The 19,658-nt window shown below is 52.5% G+C and carries 11 protein-coding genes; all 11 read left to right on the top strand.

Going from position 1 to position 19,658, the window contains the following annotated elements; all coding sequences use genetic code 11:
* Positions 1-598: OmpA family protein (locus J1C54_RS15120; protein ID WP_229149535.1), on the top strand; the 598-nt coding region annotated here is incomplete at its 5' end.
* 182 nt (positions 599-780) lie between these two features.
* Positions 781-3,249 (top strand): hypothetical protein, encoded by a 2,469-nt coding sequence (locus J1C54_RS15115; RefSeq protein ID WP_229149534.1) that lies wholly within the window; start codon positions 781-783, stop codon positions 3,247-3,249.
* Positions 3,250-3,361: 112 nt separating this feature from the next.
* Entirely contained in the window at positions 3,362-7,402 is a 4,041-nt protein-coding gene (locus J1C54_RS15110) for a jacalin-like lectin (RefSeq protein ID WP_229149533.1), read from the top strand.
* 217 nt (positions 7,403-7,619) lie between these two features.
* A complete protein-coding gene (locus tag J1C54_RS15105) occupies positions 7,620-8,408 on the top strand; it encodes a hypothetical protein (protein ID WP_229149532.1) in 789 nt (262 codons plus the stop codon).
* Positions 8,409-8,562: 154 nt separating this feature from the next.
* Positions 8,563-10,071, top strand: coding sequence for a carboxylesterase/lipase family protein (locus J1C54_RS15100; RefSeq protein ID WP_229149531.1), 1,509 nt, complete (start codon positions 8,563-8,565; stop codon positions 10,069-10,071).
* A 60-nt stretch (positions 10,072-10,131) separates the two neighbouring features.
* Positions 10,132-12,759 carry a LamG domain-containing protein gene (locus J1C54_RS15095; protein ID WP_229149529.1) on the top strand — a complete coding sequence of 876 codons (2,628 nt, stop codon included), beginning with the start codon at positions 10,132-10,134 and terminating at the stop codon, positions 12,757-12,759.
* A gap of 713 nt (positions 12,760-13,472) precedes the next feature.
* On the top strand, positions 13,473-14,789 hold the full coding sequence (locus tag J1C54_RS15090) for a PHB depolymerase family esterase (RefSeq protein WP_229149526.1): 1,317 nt from the start codon (positions 13,473-13,475) through the stop codon (positions 14,787-14,789).
* A 130-nt stretch (positions 14,790-14,919) separates the two neighbouring features.
* Positions 14,920-15,285, top strand: a complete 366-nt coding sequence (locus J1C54_RS16785) for a transposase (protein ID WP_370635683.1) — start codon at positions 14,920-14,922, stop codon at positions 15,283-15,285.
* 63 nt (positions 15,286-15,348) lie between these two features.
* Positions 15,349-16,026, top strand: a complete 678-nt coding sequence (locus J1C54_RS15080; protein WP_229149522.1) for a DUF4334 domain-containing protein — start codon at positions 15,349-15,351, stop codon at positions 16,024-16,026.
* Positions 16,027-16,322: 296 nt separating this feature from the next.
* Complete coding sequence (locus tag J1C54_RS15075) at positions 16,323-17,546, top strand: PHB depolymerase family esterase (protein WP_229149520.1); 1,224 nt, start codon at positions 16,323-16,325, stop codon at positions 17,544-17,546.
* 212 nt (positions 17,547-17,758) lie between these two features.
* Positions 17,759-19,658, top strand: a 1,900-nt coding sequence (locus J1C54_RS15070; RefSeq protein WP_229149518.1) for a BspA family leucine-rich repeat surface protein, incomplete at its 3' end; no start/stop codon positions are given.

Raw genomic sequence — 19,658 nt, 5'->3', positions numbered from 1 at the left:
AGTAGGTCTTGGAGCTGACTATGCCCTGAATGATGGTTGGGCTTTAAGGTTTATGGCAACGAGCTTTAGCGAAGATGCAGTGGCATTTAGTATCAACATCATGAAGCGATTTAACGTTAGTGATAGTGCAAAGTTTGCTATTGCTGAGAAAGAAGAAATTTCTGAGCCAGAAGCCGTTGAGTATATTGAGCCAGCGCTGGATGATCGGATAAAAAAAGAAGTGTCTGAAGAGGTCATATCTGAAGAGGTCATAAATGAGCTCGCAGAAATGGATTTTAGTAACATTAAGTTTGAAAACAACTCAAGTTCGATTAAGGAAGGAGCCAAGCAGTATTTGGATTCTGTCGTCCTTTTCCTCATGAAGAATCCTGAGGTCAATCTAAGTATTGAGGCACACTCTGATGCTGTTGGAGACGATGCTTATAATCTCATGCTATCAGAACAGAGAGCGCAAAGCGTTGTTAAGTATCTTGTTAATAAAGGGGTGTCAGAAAGTCGTCTTGCATCTCAAGGGCATGGTGAGTCGAAGCCCATTGCTACTAATCAGACGCCAGAAGGACGAGAAAAGAATCGCCGCGTTGAATTTATTCCTTACTGATACGTTATTTAGATAGATTGCAGGGTCATATTAGTCGCGTGAGATAGCCAGAAAGGTAGCCGCAAGGCGCTCTAAAAGAGTCCGCCTTGCGGCTATCTTTATATGGCATAAACCGGGTTTGCTATTCTACCTCGCGCGGCTCGGCAGCAGAATGCCAAATAAATATAACGAGACGTGTCCAGATGAAATACCTTGTTAAACTCCTCTCTATTTTGTTATTACCGTTTGTATTGTCTGGCTGCGACTTTAATGATGAGGCGCAGCGACTTGCTACCATCCATCCGCCGTTAAAAGACTGGGTGCGACAAGACTTGGGGCTGCACTGGTCTGCATTTCTATTGTCAAACAAGCGCCTCAATAACGAAGTGTTGTATGGGATGTTGAAGGAAATTGATCGGCGAGGAGGGGATGCCGATCCGTTTCGTCGAAAAATTGCGGATATTCCCAGATTAAGGGCTCAAATTCCAAGATTGTACCTCTATGTCGAAATAGCCAGATTGCGAAGAGACTTACGACTGAAGTCTATTATGGCCTCTGGCGGCAGGATAGCTTTTGCCCAGCATCATAATTTTCACATGTCTTTCATCGGGTACACAGAAGGTCTGTCAGATGCTAGAAATGAAAGGACATTCAGCCCGGATAGCAGATTGTCGCTGATAGATCTTCGCCAGGGTCAATACGGTAGTAAAACGGATCTTCTATCAGATAAGCATGGTGTTATTCGTGATGTTGACGTGTCTGCAGACGGAAACCGATTGCTGTTTTCCTGGAAGCAATCAGACCGGAAGGATGACTATCATATTTACGAGTACGATCTTCGTGCCGACACAGTTACTCAGCTTACATATGGCTTGGGAAGAGCCGATATAGAGCCTCAGTACCTTCCTGATGGCGATATCATTTTTGCCTCTACGCGAGGAGAGCACAGCGTTCCTTGCTACTATACTGAAGTAACAAACCTGTATCGAATGGATGGCCAGGGACGCTATATGCGGCGCCTTGCAGTGGATCAGGTTCACACGCTTTACCCTACCGTTCTGGAAAATGGCCGCGTAATCTACACGCGATGGGATTATAACGATCGCGGCCAGGTATATCCGCATCCGCTATTCTCGATGAATCCAGATGGTACGGGTCAGCGAGTTTACTATGGCGGAAATTCATGGTTTCCCAATTCACTGATACATGCCAGAGGAATTCCCGGAACAGACAGAGTCATGGCGGTTATATCCGGCCACCATACCTTGCAGCGTGGGAAGCTCGTTGAAATCGATGTGTCAGAGGGTCGAGACGAAGGTCTTGGCATGTCGTTTATTGCGCCTCAGCGTAAAGTGCAATATGAGCGCGTTGACAAAGCGATGCAGCATGGGGAGCACTTTAAATATCCGTTCCCAATTAATAGTAATGAATTTCTGGTTTCATACACTCCGGATCATTTTCCGAATCCGCTCGGCGGCACACCACTAGCTGGAGAGCTAGCTGTTTACGGTCTTTACTGGATGGATAGGGATGGGAAGCGAGAGCTTCTTTACCAGCATGATGAAATATCAGTTGGCCGAATGGTGTTGCTTGATAACCCATCCAGGCCACAGTTGATTCCAAATGCCGTAGATTATCGCAAGAAAACAGGGACTCTGTATGTAAGCAACGTTTATGAAGGCGTTGGTCTAAAGGGTATTCCCTATGGCACTGCTAAAAAGATTCGCGTGGTTCAACTTAACTACCGAGCCGCCGGCGTAGGTGAAGTGCATAATCATGCTGATGAGCCCGAGGGTGGCTCGTCTATAAATAGCACGCCAGTGGCAATCGGTCAGGGAACCTGGGATGTGAAGCAGATCCTCGGTGATGTTGATATCGAAGAGGACGGTTCGGCGCTGTTTGAAATTCCGGCTATGGCTTCCACTTATTTGCAAATTCTTGATAACAAAGGCCAAGTCATACAGACAACCCGGTCTTGGGATACGATCCAGCCCGGGGAGAAGAAGGCCTGCCGTGGTTGTCATTCAAAAGAAAATTCCAATTTTTACGAATATGCCCCGGAGAATACCATTGCGTGGACCAAGCCGCCGCAAACATTGCAGCCTTTTTATGGCGAGAGCCGCGGATTCAGTTTTATAAAAGAAATACAGCCTATACTCGACGCCAAGTGTATTAGTTGCCACGGCGCTGGCTCCAGAAATGGCAGCCTCGACGGTGAATTGAAACGTCGATGGACGCTGGGTAAACGTAGATGGAGCGACGCGTACCTCACCTTAACAAACGCCAAAAAAGTAGTGGCGTTTGTGGGGGCGTCGTCTGTTCCTTTCCCTGTTGGTACGTACTATCAGGGTGATCATAAAAATGATCTGGTGAATTGGATCAGCAAAATGTCAGCACCCACCGAGTTGCCTCCGTATTATGCCGGGTCTGCTACCAGTAAGTTACTGCCATGGCTGGAAAGTGGTGAGCACTACAATGTGACCTTGACTGACGAGGAATACCATAAGTTCGCCGCATGGATTGACCTGCTGGTTCCATTCGTCGGTGATTATAAGGAAGCGAATGAGTGGACTCCTGGTGACCTGGGTTTTTATGAATACTATGAGAATAAGCGGCATGAAAACGCTCTGGAAGAGGAAGCGAACATCAAGGCATTGCTGAAGAGTCAGTAGTTATTGCTGCAACAGAAGAGAATGGTCCGGCCGCTGGGTGCTTTGGCGAATAATTAGTGCCCGCAAAGGGATCAGCACGGCTAGTCCGGGCTAAAAGTGGGGAGACACCAACATGAAAATAACAAAAATCCGAAACGGTAACCGGACACTTTGGAGATCAGCGGCCTCGTGTTTGTTGATGTTTGCACCCTCGGCTATGGCACAGCAGAACGACTCCGCGTCCGTCGATCTCAGTCAGATCTACAGTGCAATTGTGCGCGTTGCTCAAGGGGGTGAAGATCTCGATACGTTGTCCGATAACCTGGAAGCCTACGTTGCTGGTGGCAACGAGGATAATTTTCTGGTGGGCTCTGCATCCAATTACCTCGAGTACTACCTCGAAGCCGTCTCGCATCTGGAGCAACAGGGCGGGCGCAAGGAGGGCACGCCGGTGCCGCAGAACGGTTACGATGGTGTCCCTTTTCATCACGGCGTTCTTCAAGTGGCGCCAGAAATCGGCCCGCTTGGTACACTTGTACCCCCGCAGTTGAACTTGGCTTGGCTGGCTCTTGAGATTCCTGTGATTCCTACGGATTGGGGGCCTGGCCTGGGTGGCCTTCCTGATGTGCCTGCGATCAATCGTGCTGTCACCGGGGTCACGGAAGAAGAAGGCTGGACACTTCCGCATGTGCCTGCCTTGCGTTGGACCGCAGATGGTCGGGTCGGCATGAACGCCCAGGTCGGTGGTAGCGCTTGTCCGAATAGTCCGGATAACTGTCCTGGTAAACCCTCTGATGTGCCCCTGTTTCTGTATGCCCCGGAAAAGCTGAATCAGCCTTTTGTGCAGTCCCCCAAGGGCCCCTCAGCCCTGGTGCTGGACAAGTTCAATATGTCGGTACGAGACCTGACACAAAACATGTCTGAAGCGGACTGGGTCACCATGTCCCGCGGCCTTCCCCTGTCCGAGCGCCACAAAGGCCTGCCTGGCGTCTACCAGATGAGCACCATCTGTGATGCGTTCGAGAAAGACCCGGGTGAGCGTCGCAACCCATACAGCTGTGGCGCAGGCGGCCGGGATGACTGCTATGACGTCACCGTTATCGGCGCCTATCACCCTGCCGGAAATTTTGATGGTCATGGTAACCCAGCCCCACGCCTGGAAAAGGAATCGCGCCTGGTGGGGACGGATGTCACCATTCGGGTTACTGATCCCAAAACGGCGGCTGCGCGAATCGCCGACGTTGAATATGGCACCACGCGTATCGCACCGAATCGCACCGGTATCATTTTTGAACCCCTGACACCCGCCGACGGACGTCTGCTGGTCGGGCGTCGAGGTTGGCTGCCTCTGGTTTGGATGCATGGAGAGACGCAACAGATTCAACATGGCATGTATGACACGGTCTATTCGGTGGCGCCCGAAAGTGCACGTGCTTGCGATGTCACTGAGTTGGGAGACTTCAAGCCGATATCCCATGCACCCTATGACCCTCAAGTCAAGACGCGCTACGACTTTGCGGCCCAGCCTTTCCGGGATGCTACCGGGCGATTGATCAAGGATGGCACGGACATCAAGGGCACTTATCCGTGGATGGACAAGGAAGCCAAGATGTTCTCCGTCCAGGTGTCGCCTGCGAACCTCTATCCCTATGGCCGCTACAACGTCTCACGCCGGGACCAGAGCCGTTATCCGGCACGTTGTGTGGGTGGCAGCTGCAGGGGGCCGGTGGACCAGAAAGATGTCGACGAAACGAAGGACAACATGTTCATGATTGTCGGCGCCTGGACGCAGGGCAAGATGGTGTTGGTTGATGGCTTGCTTAACCCTGCTGATTACAGAATTTCAGCGCAAACCTCGCGTCAGAGCTGGCTGAAGCTGTACAGCGCCGGCACCGGGCTGGATCCGTCAGATAGCGGCGAAGTGCGGGTCGGCAGTGTGCGCGGCGGTGAGGCCAATTTTCCGGTGATGGGCGAGCGCGACCAGGTTATTGGACGCTACAATCCGCACAACCTGTCGGTGCTCGATTCGATGGAAAACAGGCTTAACTATCTTCCGGAAATGAAGCCAAGTCGCTTTCAGGATGTGGTCTGGAACATGAGCGCCGGCCATCATACGGTGGAGTTTGCGTTCGACGATTATCTGAATCCGGATGGATTCATTGTCTCCAACATGGTTGCCCTGTTCGAGCACAACAGCGAACACTGGTTCCGCATGCGGCACTATGATGGCTGGCGTCATATACTGGGGGACTTTGGCGGCGAGGTCAGAATCCAGAACAGTGCAACCGCCACCAGCGATCGCTGGACCGTTCCGGCTTATGGCCGGGTGCGCGGTGGCCGGCTTGAACCGGTGGCCAATGGCGGTGTGCGCGGGAAGGGCCTGTGGTTTGACGGCAGCAACACCCGGGTGGACTATGATGTGCCGGCGCAGGCGCGCAACATTCACGGTACTGACTGGTTCTACAGTCTCTTTATTGACCCCCGCTTCGGTAATGACGGCACCCAGCGGGTGCTGATTGATTTCCCCGATAACAGCCAGCTGCGCCTGCTTGGCCAGCGGGAACTGCAGCTGATCAACCGATACGGAGAGCTGGTGCGCAGCGTCCGCCTGCCAAAGACAGCGGGCAGCAAACAGTGGACTCAAATCGGCTTGTCAGTCGGCGCCGAGCAGAGCGGTGGTAGACAGACGCTGCAGGTGTTCGTGGACGGTTTCCTGGTGGATGACTGGACCGGTAATCCGCGCACTTCTGCCCTGCAGCGTGGCAATTTCCGTCCTGGCGCCGGCACGCTCAGCCTCGGCCGGGAGAACGGCTGGCGTGGTGTGTCGCCCTTCCGCGGCTGGATGGATGAGTTCAAGGTATTTGCCTGGGCGCCGAATCCCGAGGTGGTGTGCAACTTTGCCCATGGCACCCTGGTCGGCCTGCCCGATAGCTACAGCGGTTCGCTGGCCACCCAGGCCGGTCGCTACAGTGCGGCGGCACATGATTATGTGTCAGATGAACTGGCGGAGTATGGCCAGCAAACTTACCCGCGCTATGCCTGCTATCACGACAACAGCCGCGACAACGGCGCTCATCAATTCAACGTTCCCGTCGGTGTGGCGCACCTGCGCGAGGCTTTCAATTTTCCCGAGGGACCTTTGTATCATGACGCGCCACGGCCGGACTCGTCGTCAAACGCGTTCTGCCTGAGCTGTCACACGGATGATTCAAAGGTTCGCGGCCTTAAAGTCTCGGCGCTGAACCTGATACCGGTGCTGGATGCCAAGCTGGATTTCCGGCGCCAGCCCACCCAGCCACCGGCAAAGGTTTACGGCAACTTGCCCGCTTACTGGTTTCCGGGTGCCCCTGCCCATGCCTCCGACGCGGGATTCAATGGTCAGTTCATTGACGAATGGGCATTAGCCAGTGCGGCAGGCCGGCCCCCCCTGATTCACAACGTCGCGCTGGCGGATAGCAACGGCGATCCGCTGCGCGGTGTGCAGCCCGGCGACGTGTTCCGTCCCAGTGAAGTGAAGCAACTGGCCCAGGCAATTCGTGCTAACACCAACGGTTTGACCCGTCAGGTTGCCATCACCGTCAATGGCAGCCGCACCTCCGACAACAGCGTGCCTTTCACTGCCGGCAATGGTGCGATCCGCAACGGCCACAACACTGTGCGGGTGGAAGCCTGGAATGACGCGGGACAGAAAGCCACCCGTGATTTTTCCCTGATTGTGGAAGAGTGGGCCCGCAGCGCCAGCCAAGGCGGAAATGGCGGCGGCAGTTTTGACTACTCCCACGATGTGATTGGTTCACCTTCCGTTACCAGTGTGGTGTTGCGTGGTGGCAGCTGGATGGATCAGGTGGGTATGGAGTACTCGGACGGCACAGTGCTGCGAAATGGCGGCTGGGGTGGCGGTGAAGCGCGCCTGGACCTGAGTAATGGCGAGTACATAAGATCGGTAGAGGTGTGCCGGCGCGGATTCGGTTTCTGGGAGCGTCTGCTCTTGGGCACCAGCGATCTGGTTGGTTATGTGAAAGTGACCACCAGTCAGGGGCGCAGCATCAGCAAGGGCGGGCGCACCTCCAGTTGCGCCACCTACTCGGCTCCGTCAGGGCGCCAGATCACTGGTTTCTACGGCCGTGCGGGAGCCTATCTTGACCGCCTCGGAGTGCTGTATGGGCGCCGCTGAACCAGGAAAGGTATTCCACTAAGAAGTCGCCACTCTGCTATTTGTCTAAAACAGCAAGTTATTTTGTCTGTTTCTGCGGGCCCCGACCTCTCTTTGGGGCTTACTCTTTCGTCTGGCTGCTTCCGTCTCCTGGTGCACGCTATCAATGGCCTTTCAATGAAAGAATGAAGTGCTGCAGACAAAAATACGAAGCAGAGATAAACAGGAAATCTAAGCAGTGAAAATCAAGTTTGTTATCACGGTAGTCGTGTCAATTCTGGTTGCGTCGTCTATTGCTATCGTTATCGCGACCGCGAGATATGGCATATCCAGGCCGGTGCCACCGATCAATGGGGGCGACGTTGGTGCGCCTCGAGCGCTTATTATTTCTCCGGCGGAGAAGGCATATCAAATAAGCGATGGCAGACAAGATCCGCAGATAATCTCTGAGGCAGTAGAGTCCACATACGGAGTCCATGATGTTTCCACATCAACCTATCGAGACCATAGGATTCTTGAGACATTAAGCTCAGACGAAATCTTCAAGATATACGATCTGGATCGCTTGGAGGTGGAAGGCGGCAAAGTAAAACTTAATCACAGCACGCGCATTGTTATCGAGAATATCTTCCAAACAGTTTCCATGGAAGACCTCGGTCGAGGGAAGGAGCATCTTGCCAATGCGATACTTTCTAATCATGGCCAAGAGGTGGCTTCATCTTTCATGGAGCTAATTAATCAATATGAGCAGTTCTTCGAATCAATCAATGAAATAGACGAGCAGCGTAACGCTGAGGGCATATACCCTGAGAATGTTGAGCCATTGCATGTTACAAGAAGCGCTCTTCAGAATAGGATATTTGGCCACGACAGTGCAGAGAAACTTTTCAAAGTAGAGCGAAAAGCAATGACGGTTTTTATTGATCATGAAGAGCAGATGAAAACGAAGACCACAGAGCCGACCGAATACGAACTGGCTCGAATGCAAGAGGAGTATAACGAGATACTCAGGTCAGAGGCGGAATAAACAAGGCTTGAATTCGGGTCAAACTCAGACGCAGAAAATATGAGTAAACGGCATGTCTGGAATCGTTCTTAGAATAGCCTGCACTCTGGCTATCATTTTCTTTTCATTGACTACATCAGTCGCCTCTGCGTTCTGGTTCGGAGGCTGGAGCCCGATGGTCCATACCTCTCGTGGTGCATTGATTGGGCTTGACGACGGCCAGATTCGTACTTTCCTCGGCGTGCCCTACGCCGAACCACCCGTGGGCGAGTTGCGTTTTGCGCCCCCGGTGCCCAAACATAGCTGGCGGTGGCCGCGTCCCGCGCTGCTGACGAGCCCGGCGTGCCTTCAGGCGCAGTTTCTGACTGCCTCCCACGTCACCAGCGAAGATTGCCTGTACCTGAACGTCTGGGCGCCGAGTAAACCGGGCCCGCACCCCGTCATGGTCTGGATTCATGGGGGCGCGTATAACGCCGGCGGCGGCGGAAGCCCAGCATATAGCGGAAAAAGGCTCGCCCGCGAACACGATGTGGTGGTGGTAACCATTAACTACCGGCTTGGTTTCTTTGGGTTCCTCGCATTGCCGGAGCTGAACAACGAAAGCCACCATGGCAGCTCCGGCAATCAGGGCCTTTACGATCAGGTCGAGGCGCTGCGTTTCGTGAAGCGGGAGATCGGTCATTTCGGTGGTGATCCGAATAATATTACAGTGTTCGGAGAGTCTGCTGGCTCGGTCAGCACCTGCATACTGCTCAGCTCGCCACTTACCGCTGGCCTGATCAACAAGGCAATCATGCAAAGTGGTGGCTGCGGCTGGCGCAAAGCTGTCAGCATGGCGGAAGCGGAAAGCGCCGGCCGGGCTTTTCTTGAGGAGGTGCTTTCGTGCGATGGCCCTGATCCACTCGCCTGCGCCCGCGCCAAGAGCACATTCGAGCTGCGCGCCAAGGTGGCTGCAAACCTCGCTGCAAACCTCGCCAGCGGCAAGAGCTATCAGCCAGCCGCTGTTATCGATGGCCATCTGCTTCCGGATGATCCGATTGCTCTGCTTGAACGGGGCCACAATTCCCATATTCCGCTGCTGTTCGGCGACAACGCGGATGAAGGTAGCCTCTTCGTGCTGGATCGGGGTCACGCAGCAGATGAGGCGGGGTATCGGCAAGACACAGCTCGCTGGTACCCGGATAAGGATACCGACCAGCTTCTGGCGCTGTACCCACTCAGTCGCTATGACACGGCTGGCAGCGCCGATGCGGCGATGATGGGGGACAAACTGTTTGTCTGCACCGGCCAGCAAGTGGCGGATATTCTAAGTGAGGCCGGCAGTACCGTTTACAGGTATCGGTTCAGCCATGCGGTGAGCTCGCCGGTTGCATTCTCCATGCGAGTTTTCTCATTGGACCGAAATCCGCCGACCCCAGGCGTCATACACAGCGCAGAGATACCTTACGTATTTGGCAATCAATCACTCTACGGTGCGTTCGTCACTGCTGATCAGAAACGCCTGAGCAGGAAAGTAATGCGTTACTGGACGAATTTCGCCCGCACCGGTGATCCCAATGATGGGATGCTGCCCTACTGGCCCCGATATCAAACTGGCGACCGGCTGTTCCTGAGACTGGACACCCCGATCGCAACAGGTAGCAACCTGAAAAAAGAAGAATGCGCCTTTTGGCTGGCGCCTTGACTGGTAGTTTCCCCGGAGTTGTCTGAAGACCATAATGCATCGGGTGCCGAGCAATGAAACATGAAAACAAACATCAGAAAACATGCAGGATATCTAACACTCATACTGACGTTGCTGGCGGGTTGCGGGGGTGGGTCGAGTAACTCGTCCAATGCTGACGGTTCTGGCGGCGCTAGTCCAGTTTTTGAGCCCCACATCAATGTCATTCTGAATATGGGTCCTTCCGCCTACTGGCCGGCGCATGAGGGAACAGGCAAAACACTCAACGACCTGACTGCTCAGGGTAACCACGCTGAGTTGATCAACACTGGTTGGAATGGGTCCAATCTGGATTTCCGGGGGCGTTACGAGTATATCCAGATTCCGGGCTTATCTTCCTATTTCGGGGACGCATTCACAGTTGGCATGTGGATGCTCAACCGCAAAGTCAAATCCAGGCATATGCACCAAGGGCCAGACATTCTCAGGGCAGGTCCGGTCCACATCAAAACTTCCTATAACGACCTGAGTACAGGCAATGATGGCCAGGAGCTGGAACTTATCACTACGGTCGGTGACACGACACTGGATACCGTCATCGTGCCAGGCAAGGTGTGGCAGCATCTTCTGCTGACCTTTCGTGATGGCAAGGCCATGCTTTATGTTGATGGTGCGCTCAAGACAAGCAAGGCAGGCATCACCTATACGGCGCGAAACAGTACCGAATCAATACTGATGGGACCCGATGGTGCGGGGTGGTTCCAGCAAACTGATGATGCGCTCAATGGCTCGCTGCGAGAGATCGCCTTTTTCGACCGAGTGATCAGCGATACGGAAATAGCGACCATAGCTTCCAATACAAGACCATCAGTAGACGTGCAGACTAACCTTGTGCACTGGCTGTCCAACAGTTCTGTTCAAAGCCAGATGCGGCTCCTGACCTATATGAACACCCCCTGGTATGACTGGACAGAAGTTGACGCCAATCCGCAAGCATTCAAGCGTTATCTGATGGAGGCGATGAATACACCCACTCTGCGCGTACGTGCGCTGGATCGATTGCAAAAGCAGGGTTATCTTGACGGAGGTGACCATATTGCTCTGGTTTCGAAATTCTCCGCGCTTATCGTCAGCGGAGGAGCCAACTCAGAAGATCGGGCTTCCGCGGCCGTGGTGCTTGGCATGCTCGGCGAGCATGCCGCTTCGGCATTGGATATTTTGACCCGGGCGCTGGAGGGGAAAATCAATAGCAATGGCATCATGCCGCACCCGATCAGGATCAACGAATATTATCTTAACTCCCTGCTCTATGCCTTGTGGCAAAATGCTGGCACCAGTGAAAAGAAGACCGATCTTTTATCGACTTACTTCGCTGGCCCCATGCTTGGGCAGCACAATAACCTCAACCTGAGCGATTTCGATGAAGTTCGAAACCTCATGAGTGCGGGGCAGCACGTCGAGGCGCTGCATAAGTATAAAGACGTCGTTGGGCGTCATATTGCCGACAGCTATCTCGTCCAGAACGATCCGCGGCGTGACTGTCGCAGCGGCAAAGACTTCGATTATACTGTCCGCGCTCAAGCCAACGGCTTTGCCTACTGGCTGGGCAACGGTAGGGCTTATGACTCCTGTGAAGCGGTGGACGCGAGCATGCATAATGCTGCCGTGCTGTATCATCAGGGATTATATCCTCAAGCGGCGGACTGGTTGGGGGGGGATACGGCATTAATGTGCCGCCCCAATCTGCAGCAATTCGATGCCACTACAGGCAGCTTGCTGCACACTTTCAATATGGGCGGTGACAACTTTCTCCAGAGCAACCGGGATATTAAGTCGCGGTCCTGGTCCGTTGCGGTCGATAAGAACGGTTATATCCATGTGCTGGGCGGCCAGCATAATTCGCCGAGGTACCACGAGTATATTCCCGGAGCCTGGCAGGAGAATGAAATCGGCGGGCCGGATAAAACACCGCAGAACCCGGCCCAACTCTATTGGGTATCGACAAACCCGAACGATATTTCCAGTTTTGACTTTGTCGGGCATGCGTCGAACGCACGCTCCATCCCCTCGGGATATCTAAATTATATGAACTTCTCGCAAGATAATAACGGCGAGCTCTATATGTATGGCAGAAGCCGCAGTTTCCGCATCCAGTCGCATGGCCTGTGGAAGTACGATGCAAATACCCGAAAGTGGGAATCCCTGGGTGGGCAGCCCAGGCGTGTTTTGGAATCCGCCGCAAAGGCAAATCCCGACTGGGTAAGCCAAGTGGAAAAAGTCAGCCACCCCGGCAAGATTCCCAGGCAGGATAGCAGCGAGCAGCCCTTTGCTTGGGCCTGGCAGCCGCACTTTTACAACTTCAACCGAACCCACAGCGGGGTCCTCTTCGACTGGGAAAACCGCATGTACTATATCTCCGATTTTTCACACGGACTCGACAAAGACGGGTTTGTAACCTATACCAAGATTTTTGTTTACTCGGACGATGGTGGCCAGACTTTCCACCGGGCCGGTGGCACAAAGGTTGAGCTTCCGCTGTCGTTTAATGCCTCACCTGAACATGATTCCAGGTTCCATGGCATCGATGACACTTGGGTTTATCTCTGGCACAAACTGATCAACATTGCGCACTTCGGACCACGTCCATACAATTATTTTACCAGTGTCAACCCACATCTACATTGTCGTGGCTCTCTGACAAATCCGTAAGCGGGTCGCAGGGCAATGATCGGTTTGCTAAGGCGGCGGGGATCGTCCTGTGTGCACGGATCGCGGCGCAAGCCCCTGTAGTTTCAATTACCTGAGGCCAAAACCTCTGACTACGTCCCCTAATCTGAGACAGACCTGATCGGATTTTCTGAGATTATCACAGCTCAGGAGACGAAGCTCCAGTTTAGCGGCGTCTAATTAGCGGGGAAGTGGACAGGAATCGTAGTCAGCCTTTGACCGCATTGCAGCATGCATAGATAGACAAAAAACTTGCGCATCCAGACTTTCCGCCCGCGTGTCGCTCCAAGGTACTGTGAACTCTGGCACACTTCGAGCGTGCGCCTCTGCCATTCGCTATTGCACAGCGGAATCCAGACCGCGTCACATTGAAGACGTTCGACGGCTATGTGTTCGGATAGCTTTCAGACATGCCCAGGCGCGTTGCTGATGCAGTGCTTCAAAGGGCGTGGCGCAGAGAGTTCTCAGTTCCCAGGCATCAACGGCCAGACCAGGTTTCCCTAAGGAGTGCAGCAATCGGAAATCAATCGATCTACGGTGTGTTCATGACTGCTGACCTACTGGCCCCGATATCAAACTGGCGACCGGCTGTTCCTGGGACTGGACACCCCGATCGCAACAGGTAGCAACCTGAAGGAAGAAGAATGCGCCTTTTGGCTGGCGCCTTGACTCACCCGATAATATGGAACGGCAGAATGACAACAAAATTGGGGATACCGACGTACATCCTGTGGGCACTGGTTGTAACTTTATGCGCCACGGCGATCAGCGCCGAAGCGGCGACACCCGAGCGGGACGACTTTTGGCATGACCTAAGGCATCGCGGATACCACTATTATATTCCTGACACGATTAAACAGGATGCACCTCTGCTAATCGTAATGCATGGATATGGCGGCAATAGCACAAGTCTTTTTTTTGCGCCTAGCGACCTGACACAACTGGCTGATGAGCAGGGATTTGTCATTATGTGGCCATCAGCATCGGGACTCCTTGCTTCATGGAATGGAGGGCCATGCTGTCCTCCAGCAACCACTTTTCATGTGAATGATAATGGGTTTATACGCCAGGCGATAAAGCGATTAGGCAATCGTGTATCTATAGACGAAACCCGGATATATGCGATGGGGCATTCAAATGGCGGATCTATGGCTCACAGGCTGGGACTTCAGAGCTCGGATATAATAGCGGCAATTGCTCCCATTAGCTTTCCGGTCATGGATAGACTTTCGAATCGGTTCATCATTGATTATCCAATATGGGAAATGCCGTCATCATGGGGGGCTGGTCGAAAAGTTCCCGTCCTTGCAATGCATGCAGAGGATGATGACCTGATTTTATACTGGGGAGCCTGTGTTCTTGATTCTGGGATATGTTTGGACAGTGCGCCTGCCGGGCGTGACACATGGGGTCGCATCAATGAGTGCCAGAAGAATCTGGAGTTTGTATGGCATTCTCAGCAAAGAAGGGAGGCATACATTGAAAGCTATACGGATTGTAAGCAAGACGTATCTGTCAATTTGCTAACAATTAGGACGGGTAAGCATAGTCCGTTCTCTCCAAAGGATAACGGCGGTGTGGATGTGGCCCAGGAAGCCTGGTCGTTTCTGTCGCGGTTTCAGAAGCCTGGTCACAAATCAGACCGCATGTGGGAAGGCCAGGCGCTGAACAGGGGGCAGTACCTTGAGAGTGCCGATGGCTCTGTTCTACTGGAGTTGCAGGCGGACAGCAACCTGGTTCTGAAAGACACAAAAAATCAATTAGTGCTCTGGGCATCCGGCACCCAAGGCAGTGGGGCAAACCGCCTGACCATACAAGGTTCTGGCGAGCTTGTACTGATCAAACCGGGGTACATAAAAAAGCTTTTTTTCGGATTAGTTACGGTAAAAACCAAGCCAAGTGTAGTTTGGTCGAGTCGCACGCCTGGATCAGGTGAGGAAAGAGTTCAGATTGACGGCAGGGGAACGCTGCAGCTTCTACGTAATGATGAGGTAGTGTGGCATAAACCTTGAGGGCTTCTAGGGTCTGGAGAAAATGGAGGGCGAAAGTGAATGGAATGTGTCGCCCTTGGCTGGCCCTGCGGTATTAACTGGAAGATATTTCCAGCCAGACGGCAGGAATAATATCTCATAGTGAGAAGAGATGCGATATAGCGAAAAGCAGATAATTAGCTTTATCAGGCAGCATAAAGCTGGCGTAAAGTGTAAGGCTATCTGCCATAAGCTGGGGATATCCCGGGCGACCTTTTACAGATGGCGAATCAAATATGGTGGGCTTGAGGTAAGGGCAGCCAAGTGTATGCTCGATCAGGAGCATCAGAACACTGAGCATAAGAAGATTTTGGAGAAAAATCTGTTGGAGTTGGAGGCGAGGCAGGCCATCTATGATGGTCTTCTTCTGCATGACTTTATCAAGTCGGGTGGTTCGGCCGTACGCCGACGGCGAACTTTAAGGAAACATGCCAGCCATAGTAAGCAGGTGATCATCGAGCTGCGCAAGAAGATCTAGCCGACTCCTGAATAGGTGAGTTCGGCAAACAGTCTTGTCTTGATTGTGCGAACGGACATAATAATGAAAATTAGATCAAGAAAGGTTACATTTTCCATCCCGGGGCTTATCTATGACTTTGCGCAGTGGGTAATGTTTCCAGCGAATTATTTCATCTCTGTGCTATGTTGGCTTCAGCCAGGCGGCTCGATTTGGAATGAGTCTGCCGCGCAATGTGGGTCTGTCGAAGATACAGGAAAATCCCTTGATAAGCTCAGGGTGGAAATTCTTGTAGGTCTGAATGTCGCACATGACCAGCGGGACTTGCTTAGTCTCTTCGATTCTTTGCCGAGTGTGCAGGCAGAGAAAGATCTCGTAGGGCGAGCCTGGAAAGGAAAAATACTCAGGACAAATAGGTCTGTTCTTGATTTGGCTGAATGGCTGATCATCAAACCAGCGAGTTATCTGGGCTTGAGCTGGGGGAAGCGCTTTAAAACCCGGCATAAAGGAGATCCGCTGTTTTTCTGCTGGCTGGATCGAATATATGTGCCGGTGCCCGTATGGGGAAACGTGGCGGTAACAGATGTCCGCTGGAGAGGCGAGTGCACAGCCACCATGACCTACGACCAGCAAGCGTGGAGAGACTATTTTAAAGTTCTATTGCGCTCCAATGGTGACCTCGTTCTGCTTGGCGTTTGTACCCACAAGCATACTGTTGCCGGATGGTTCACGCTTACGCTGGATGAATCTGTTCCGGTATGATTTCAGAAGTCATACTTTTGGATGTGGACAGGGTATAGATGCTGATTTAGCCAACATCGGCCTTTGTTACCGAAAATAGATGATTCGGTACTCAGGGCGGCCAGATGTCTGGAAATGCAAGTTTTTTGTCATTTGCTGTATTTGTTGGTGCTTTTTGTTGCCGCTAACCTGCCCTCGGCTTGATCCCTTATTGAAGGGTATCTATGGATAGCAAATAGAAAGAGGGTGACAACATGGCAATAACAAGAAGAACAGCAACGTATTGCCTATGGGCGTTGTTCGTATCTTTGGGGGCTATGGCTTTTGATGCAACGGCCGCTACGCCTCTGCGTGACAACTTCTGGTACGAATTGAGATACCGGGGCTATCACTACTATATTCCCGATCAGGTGAAGCCGAATGCGCCCCTGCTAATCGTCATTCACGGGCACGGTGTCGATAGCAAAAGTCTGTTCTTCGCGCCAAGCAAGCTGACACAGCTCGCTGATGAGCAGGGATTCGTGATCATGTGGCCGTCGGGAGGAACTTTTCCGATTAGCTCATGGAACTCGGGGCCATGCTGTCCTCCCGCCAATACTTTTAACGTTAATGATAACGGGTTCATACGCACAGCAATCAATCGCATGCGTAACCGGTTACCTATCGACGATACCCGGATATATGTAATGGGGCATTCGAACGGTGCCTCTATGAGCCACAGGTTGGCACTTCAAAGTGCAGACAAGATAGCTGCCATTGCCCCTATCAGTTTTCCGGTCATCAACAATCTCTCGTGGTGGATACCGAGATCGTGGACGCTAGACCGAAAAGTGCCCGTTCTTAACATGCATGCACTGGATGACTACTTGATCAGGTACTGGGGAGGCCTCTTTATTCCATTCTCGCCGCTATGGCTTGACAGTGCTCCGGCTGGCCGAGACACATGGGCTCGATTGAATGGCTGTGAGAGCAATCGTGAGTTTGCATGGCACCCGCACGGTGAGGGCTCATTCATTGAAAGCAACATGAACTGTAAGCAAGACGTTACTGTTAGTTTGCTGACTTTTCCCAAGGGGTCACACAGCCCCCTGCATGCAGAAGCGAACGGTGGCGTGGATGTGGAGCAAGAAGCCTGGTCGTTTCTGTCTCAGTATCAGAAGCCCGGCCACAAAGCGGATCGCATGTGGGAGGGCCAGCAGTTGCGCAGGGGTGAGTACCTGCAAAGCGCCGACGGCTCTGTGCGTCTGGAACTACTTGACGATGGCAATCTGGTCCTGAAGGAAACCACAGGCTCACGGGTTATCTGGACTGCAGGAACCCGGGGTAGCGGCGCCGACCGCCTGATTATGCAGGATGACGGAAATCTGGTGCTATACAAGCCCGGTTACTGGAGTTGGCGCTTGTTCTCCCGTGTCTACTTTGGCCCGAGTGCGGTATGGGCCAGCAATACTGTTGGGTCTGGAGAAGAAAGAGTTCAGGTTACGAATGAAGGCACATTCCAGATTTTACGTGATGACCTTGAGGTGTGGTCAAGAAACTAACAACCTCGTGGCATTCAGGTAAAGTTGCCCTCAATGCGGGAACGCTTGAGGGCGATTGACTGCCTAGGGTTGTATACGCACTACCAGCCTAACCGACACATGCATAAATAGACAAATAACTTGCATGTCTGGACATATTGCCCCCCCCGGACTTTGAGCTGCTGTGAATTGTGGAATACTTGGCGAAACATCCCTTTTTGGAGTGCTCCCAAATGTCTCACTACATTCGACTATTAACCGGTCAAGGCTATCCGAACGTTCTTCGGGTCGCCTTGGTCACCTTACTGATGGTGCTATGTTCGTCGAAGGCCTTTGCTGCCTTCGCAGATGATTTCGTGACCACCTGGGAAACCACCGTGGCCAACGAAAGCATCACCATTCCCATGCAGTTCTCCCCTGATGGTTTTGACGTGGACTGGGGCGACGGGTCTGCCATCGAATCAGTCAGCGCTGGTGTCGCACCGTCACACACCTATGCCAACCCGGGTGTGTATACCGTTCGCATCATCACGGCGCCAGCCGCCTCACTCAGAATCTCTTTCAGCAATGGCGGAGACAAGCTCAAGATCCGCTCCGTTGAGCAGTGGGGGACGTCAGATTGGTCAAATTTTGCGAGGGCATTCTTTGGCTGTGAAAATATGAGCATGAATGCAACAGACGTCCCAAGCTCTTTCGGTGGTAACCTGTTTTCTGCTTTTAGAGGCGTAAAAGGCGAGTTTAATGCCAGCGTAGGTTTGTGGGACGTCTCGCAGGTCACGAACATGAGTCAAATGTTCTACGGTGCTGAAAACTTTAACGCAGATTTGAATGCTTGGGATGTATCCCAGGTGACGACCATGAACTCGATGTTTCATACAGCGAGAAACTTCAACGGTGATGTCAGTTCCTGGGATGTTTCTCAAGTGACTAATATGGCGTCGATGTTCAATGGAGCTATCAGCTTTAACGGTGATGTCAGTGCCTGGGATGTATCTCAGGTAGTGTTTATGAACAATATGTTCATGGGGGCTACTAATTTTAACGGTGATCTAAGTGCTTGGGATGTCTCCCAGGTGACTGCCATGCAATTTATGTTCTGGCGTGCCAGCAACTTTAACTCTGATTTAAGCGCGTGGAACGTTTCAAATGTCACGAATATGTCTCAGATGTTCAACGGGGCTAATAGTTTTACCAGCGACTTGAGCGCCTGGGATGTTTCCAAAGTGACGGACATGGCTCTCATGTTTCTCGGGAACGTCAATTTTGACAGTGATTTAAGCGGTTGGGATGTTTCCCAGGTCACAAAGATGCAGGGGATGTTCAGAGGCACCAGCCTAACCTCAGACCTGAGCACGTGGGACGTGTCGCAGGTCACGAATATGAATGCGATGTTCATGGAAACCCCAGGCTTTAATGGTGATATAAGCACGTGGGATGTATCCCAGGTAACAGACATGGCAAATATGTTTTGGAGTGCTGAGAGCTTTAACGGTGACCTGAGTTCGTGGGATGTGTCACAGGTGACAAGCATGAGCGCTATGTTTAGGCTCGCCAGCAGCTTTAACGGCGATCTCAGTGGCTGGGATGTGTCGCAGGTGACTAACATGCGCGCGATGTTCGACCGTGCCGGAAGCTTCAACGGTGATGTGAGTGCGTGGGACGTATCTCAGGTCACGAATATGGAGTTGATGTTCAATGAGGTGTCGAGCTTCAACGCAGACGTAGGTGCGTGGGATGTCTCAGCGGTCACGGATATGGATCGTATGTTCAACAAAGCTGCAAGCTTTAATGCTGACCTGAGCGCCTGGGATGTGTCGAATGTCACGAACATGAATGCGATGTTCCAGGGTGCCGCGAGCTTCAATGGTGATGTGAGCACCTGGAACACGTCCCAGGTTACGAACACGGCCTATATGTTTAATGGTGCATCAAGCTTCAACAGTGATGTCAGCAGCTGGAATATGTCCCAGGTGACGGACATGACTGAAATGTTCAGTGGCGCTGCCAGCTTTAACAGTGACCTGAGCGGCTGGGATGTGTCGAATGTGACAACCATGAATCAGATGTTCAGGGATGCTGCCAGCTTCAACGGTGACGTGAGCGGCTGGAATGTGTCACAGGTCACCGACATGA

Origin of the sequence: Alcanivorax sp. 1008 (assembly GCF_020667895.1) — a bacterium.
Lineage (GTDB): Bacteria > Pseudomonadota > Gammaproteobacteria > Pseudomonadales > Alcanivoracaceae > PGZG01.
The sequence above is the reverse complement of the archived record's forward strand: the minus strand, read 5'-3'. Positions and strand labels throughout refer to the sequence as shown.

Coding starts and splice junctions, on each gene's coding strand:
- J1C54_RS15115 (WP_229149534.1), top strand. CDS start 781: ATGAAATACCTTGTTAAACTCCTCTCTATTTTGTTATTACCGTTTGTA.
- J1C54_RS15110 (WP_229149533.1), top strand. CDS start 3,362: ATGAAAATAACAAAAATCCGAAACGGTAACCGGACACTTTGGAGATCA.
- J1C54_RS15100 (WP_229149531.1), top strand. CDS start 8,563: ATGGTCCATACCTCTCGTGGTGCATTGATTGGGCTTGACGACGGCCAG.
- J1C54_RS15095 (WP_229149529.1), top strand. CDS start 10,132: ATGAAAACAAACATCAGAAAACATGCAGGATATCTAACACTCATACTG.
- J1C54_RS15090 (WP_229149526.1), top strand. CDS start 13,473: ATGACAACAAAATTGGGGATACCGACGTACATCCTGTGGGCACTGGTT.
- J1C54_RS16785 (WP_370635683.1), top strand. CDS start 14,920: ATGCGATATAGCGAAAAGCAGATAATTAGCTTTATCAGGCAGCATAAA.
- J1C54_RS15080 (WP_229149522.1), top strand. CDS start 15,349: ATGAAAATTAGATCAAGAAAGGTTACATTTTCCATCCCGGGGCTTATC.
- J1C54_RS15075 (WP_229149520.1), top strand. CDS start 16,323: ATGGCTTTTGATGCAACGGCCGCTACGCCTCTGCGTGACAACTTCTGG.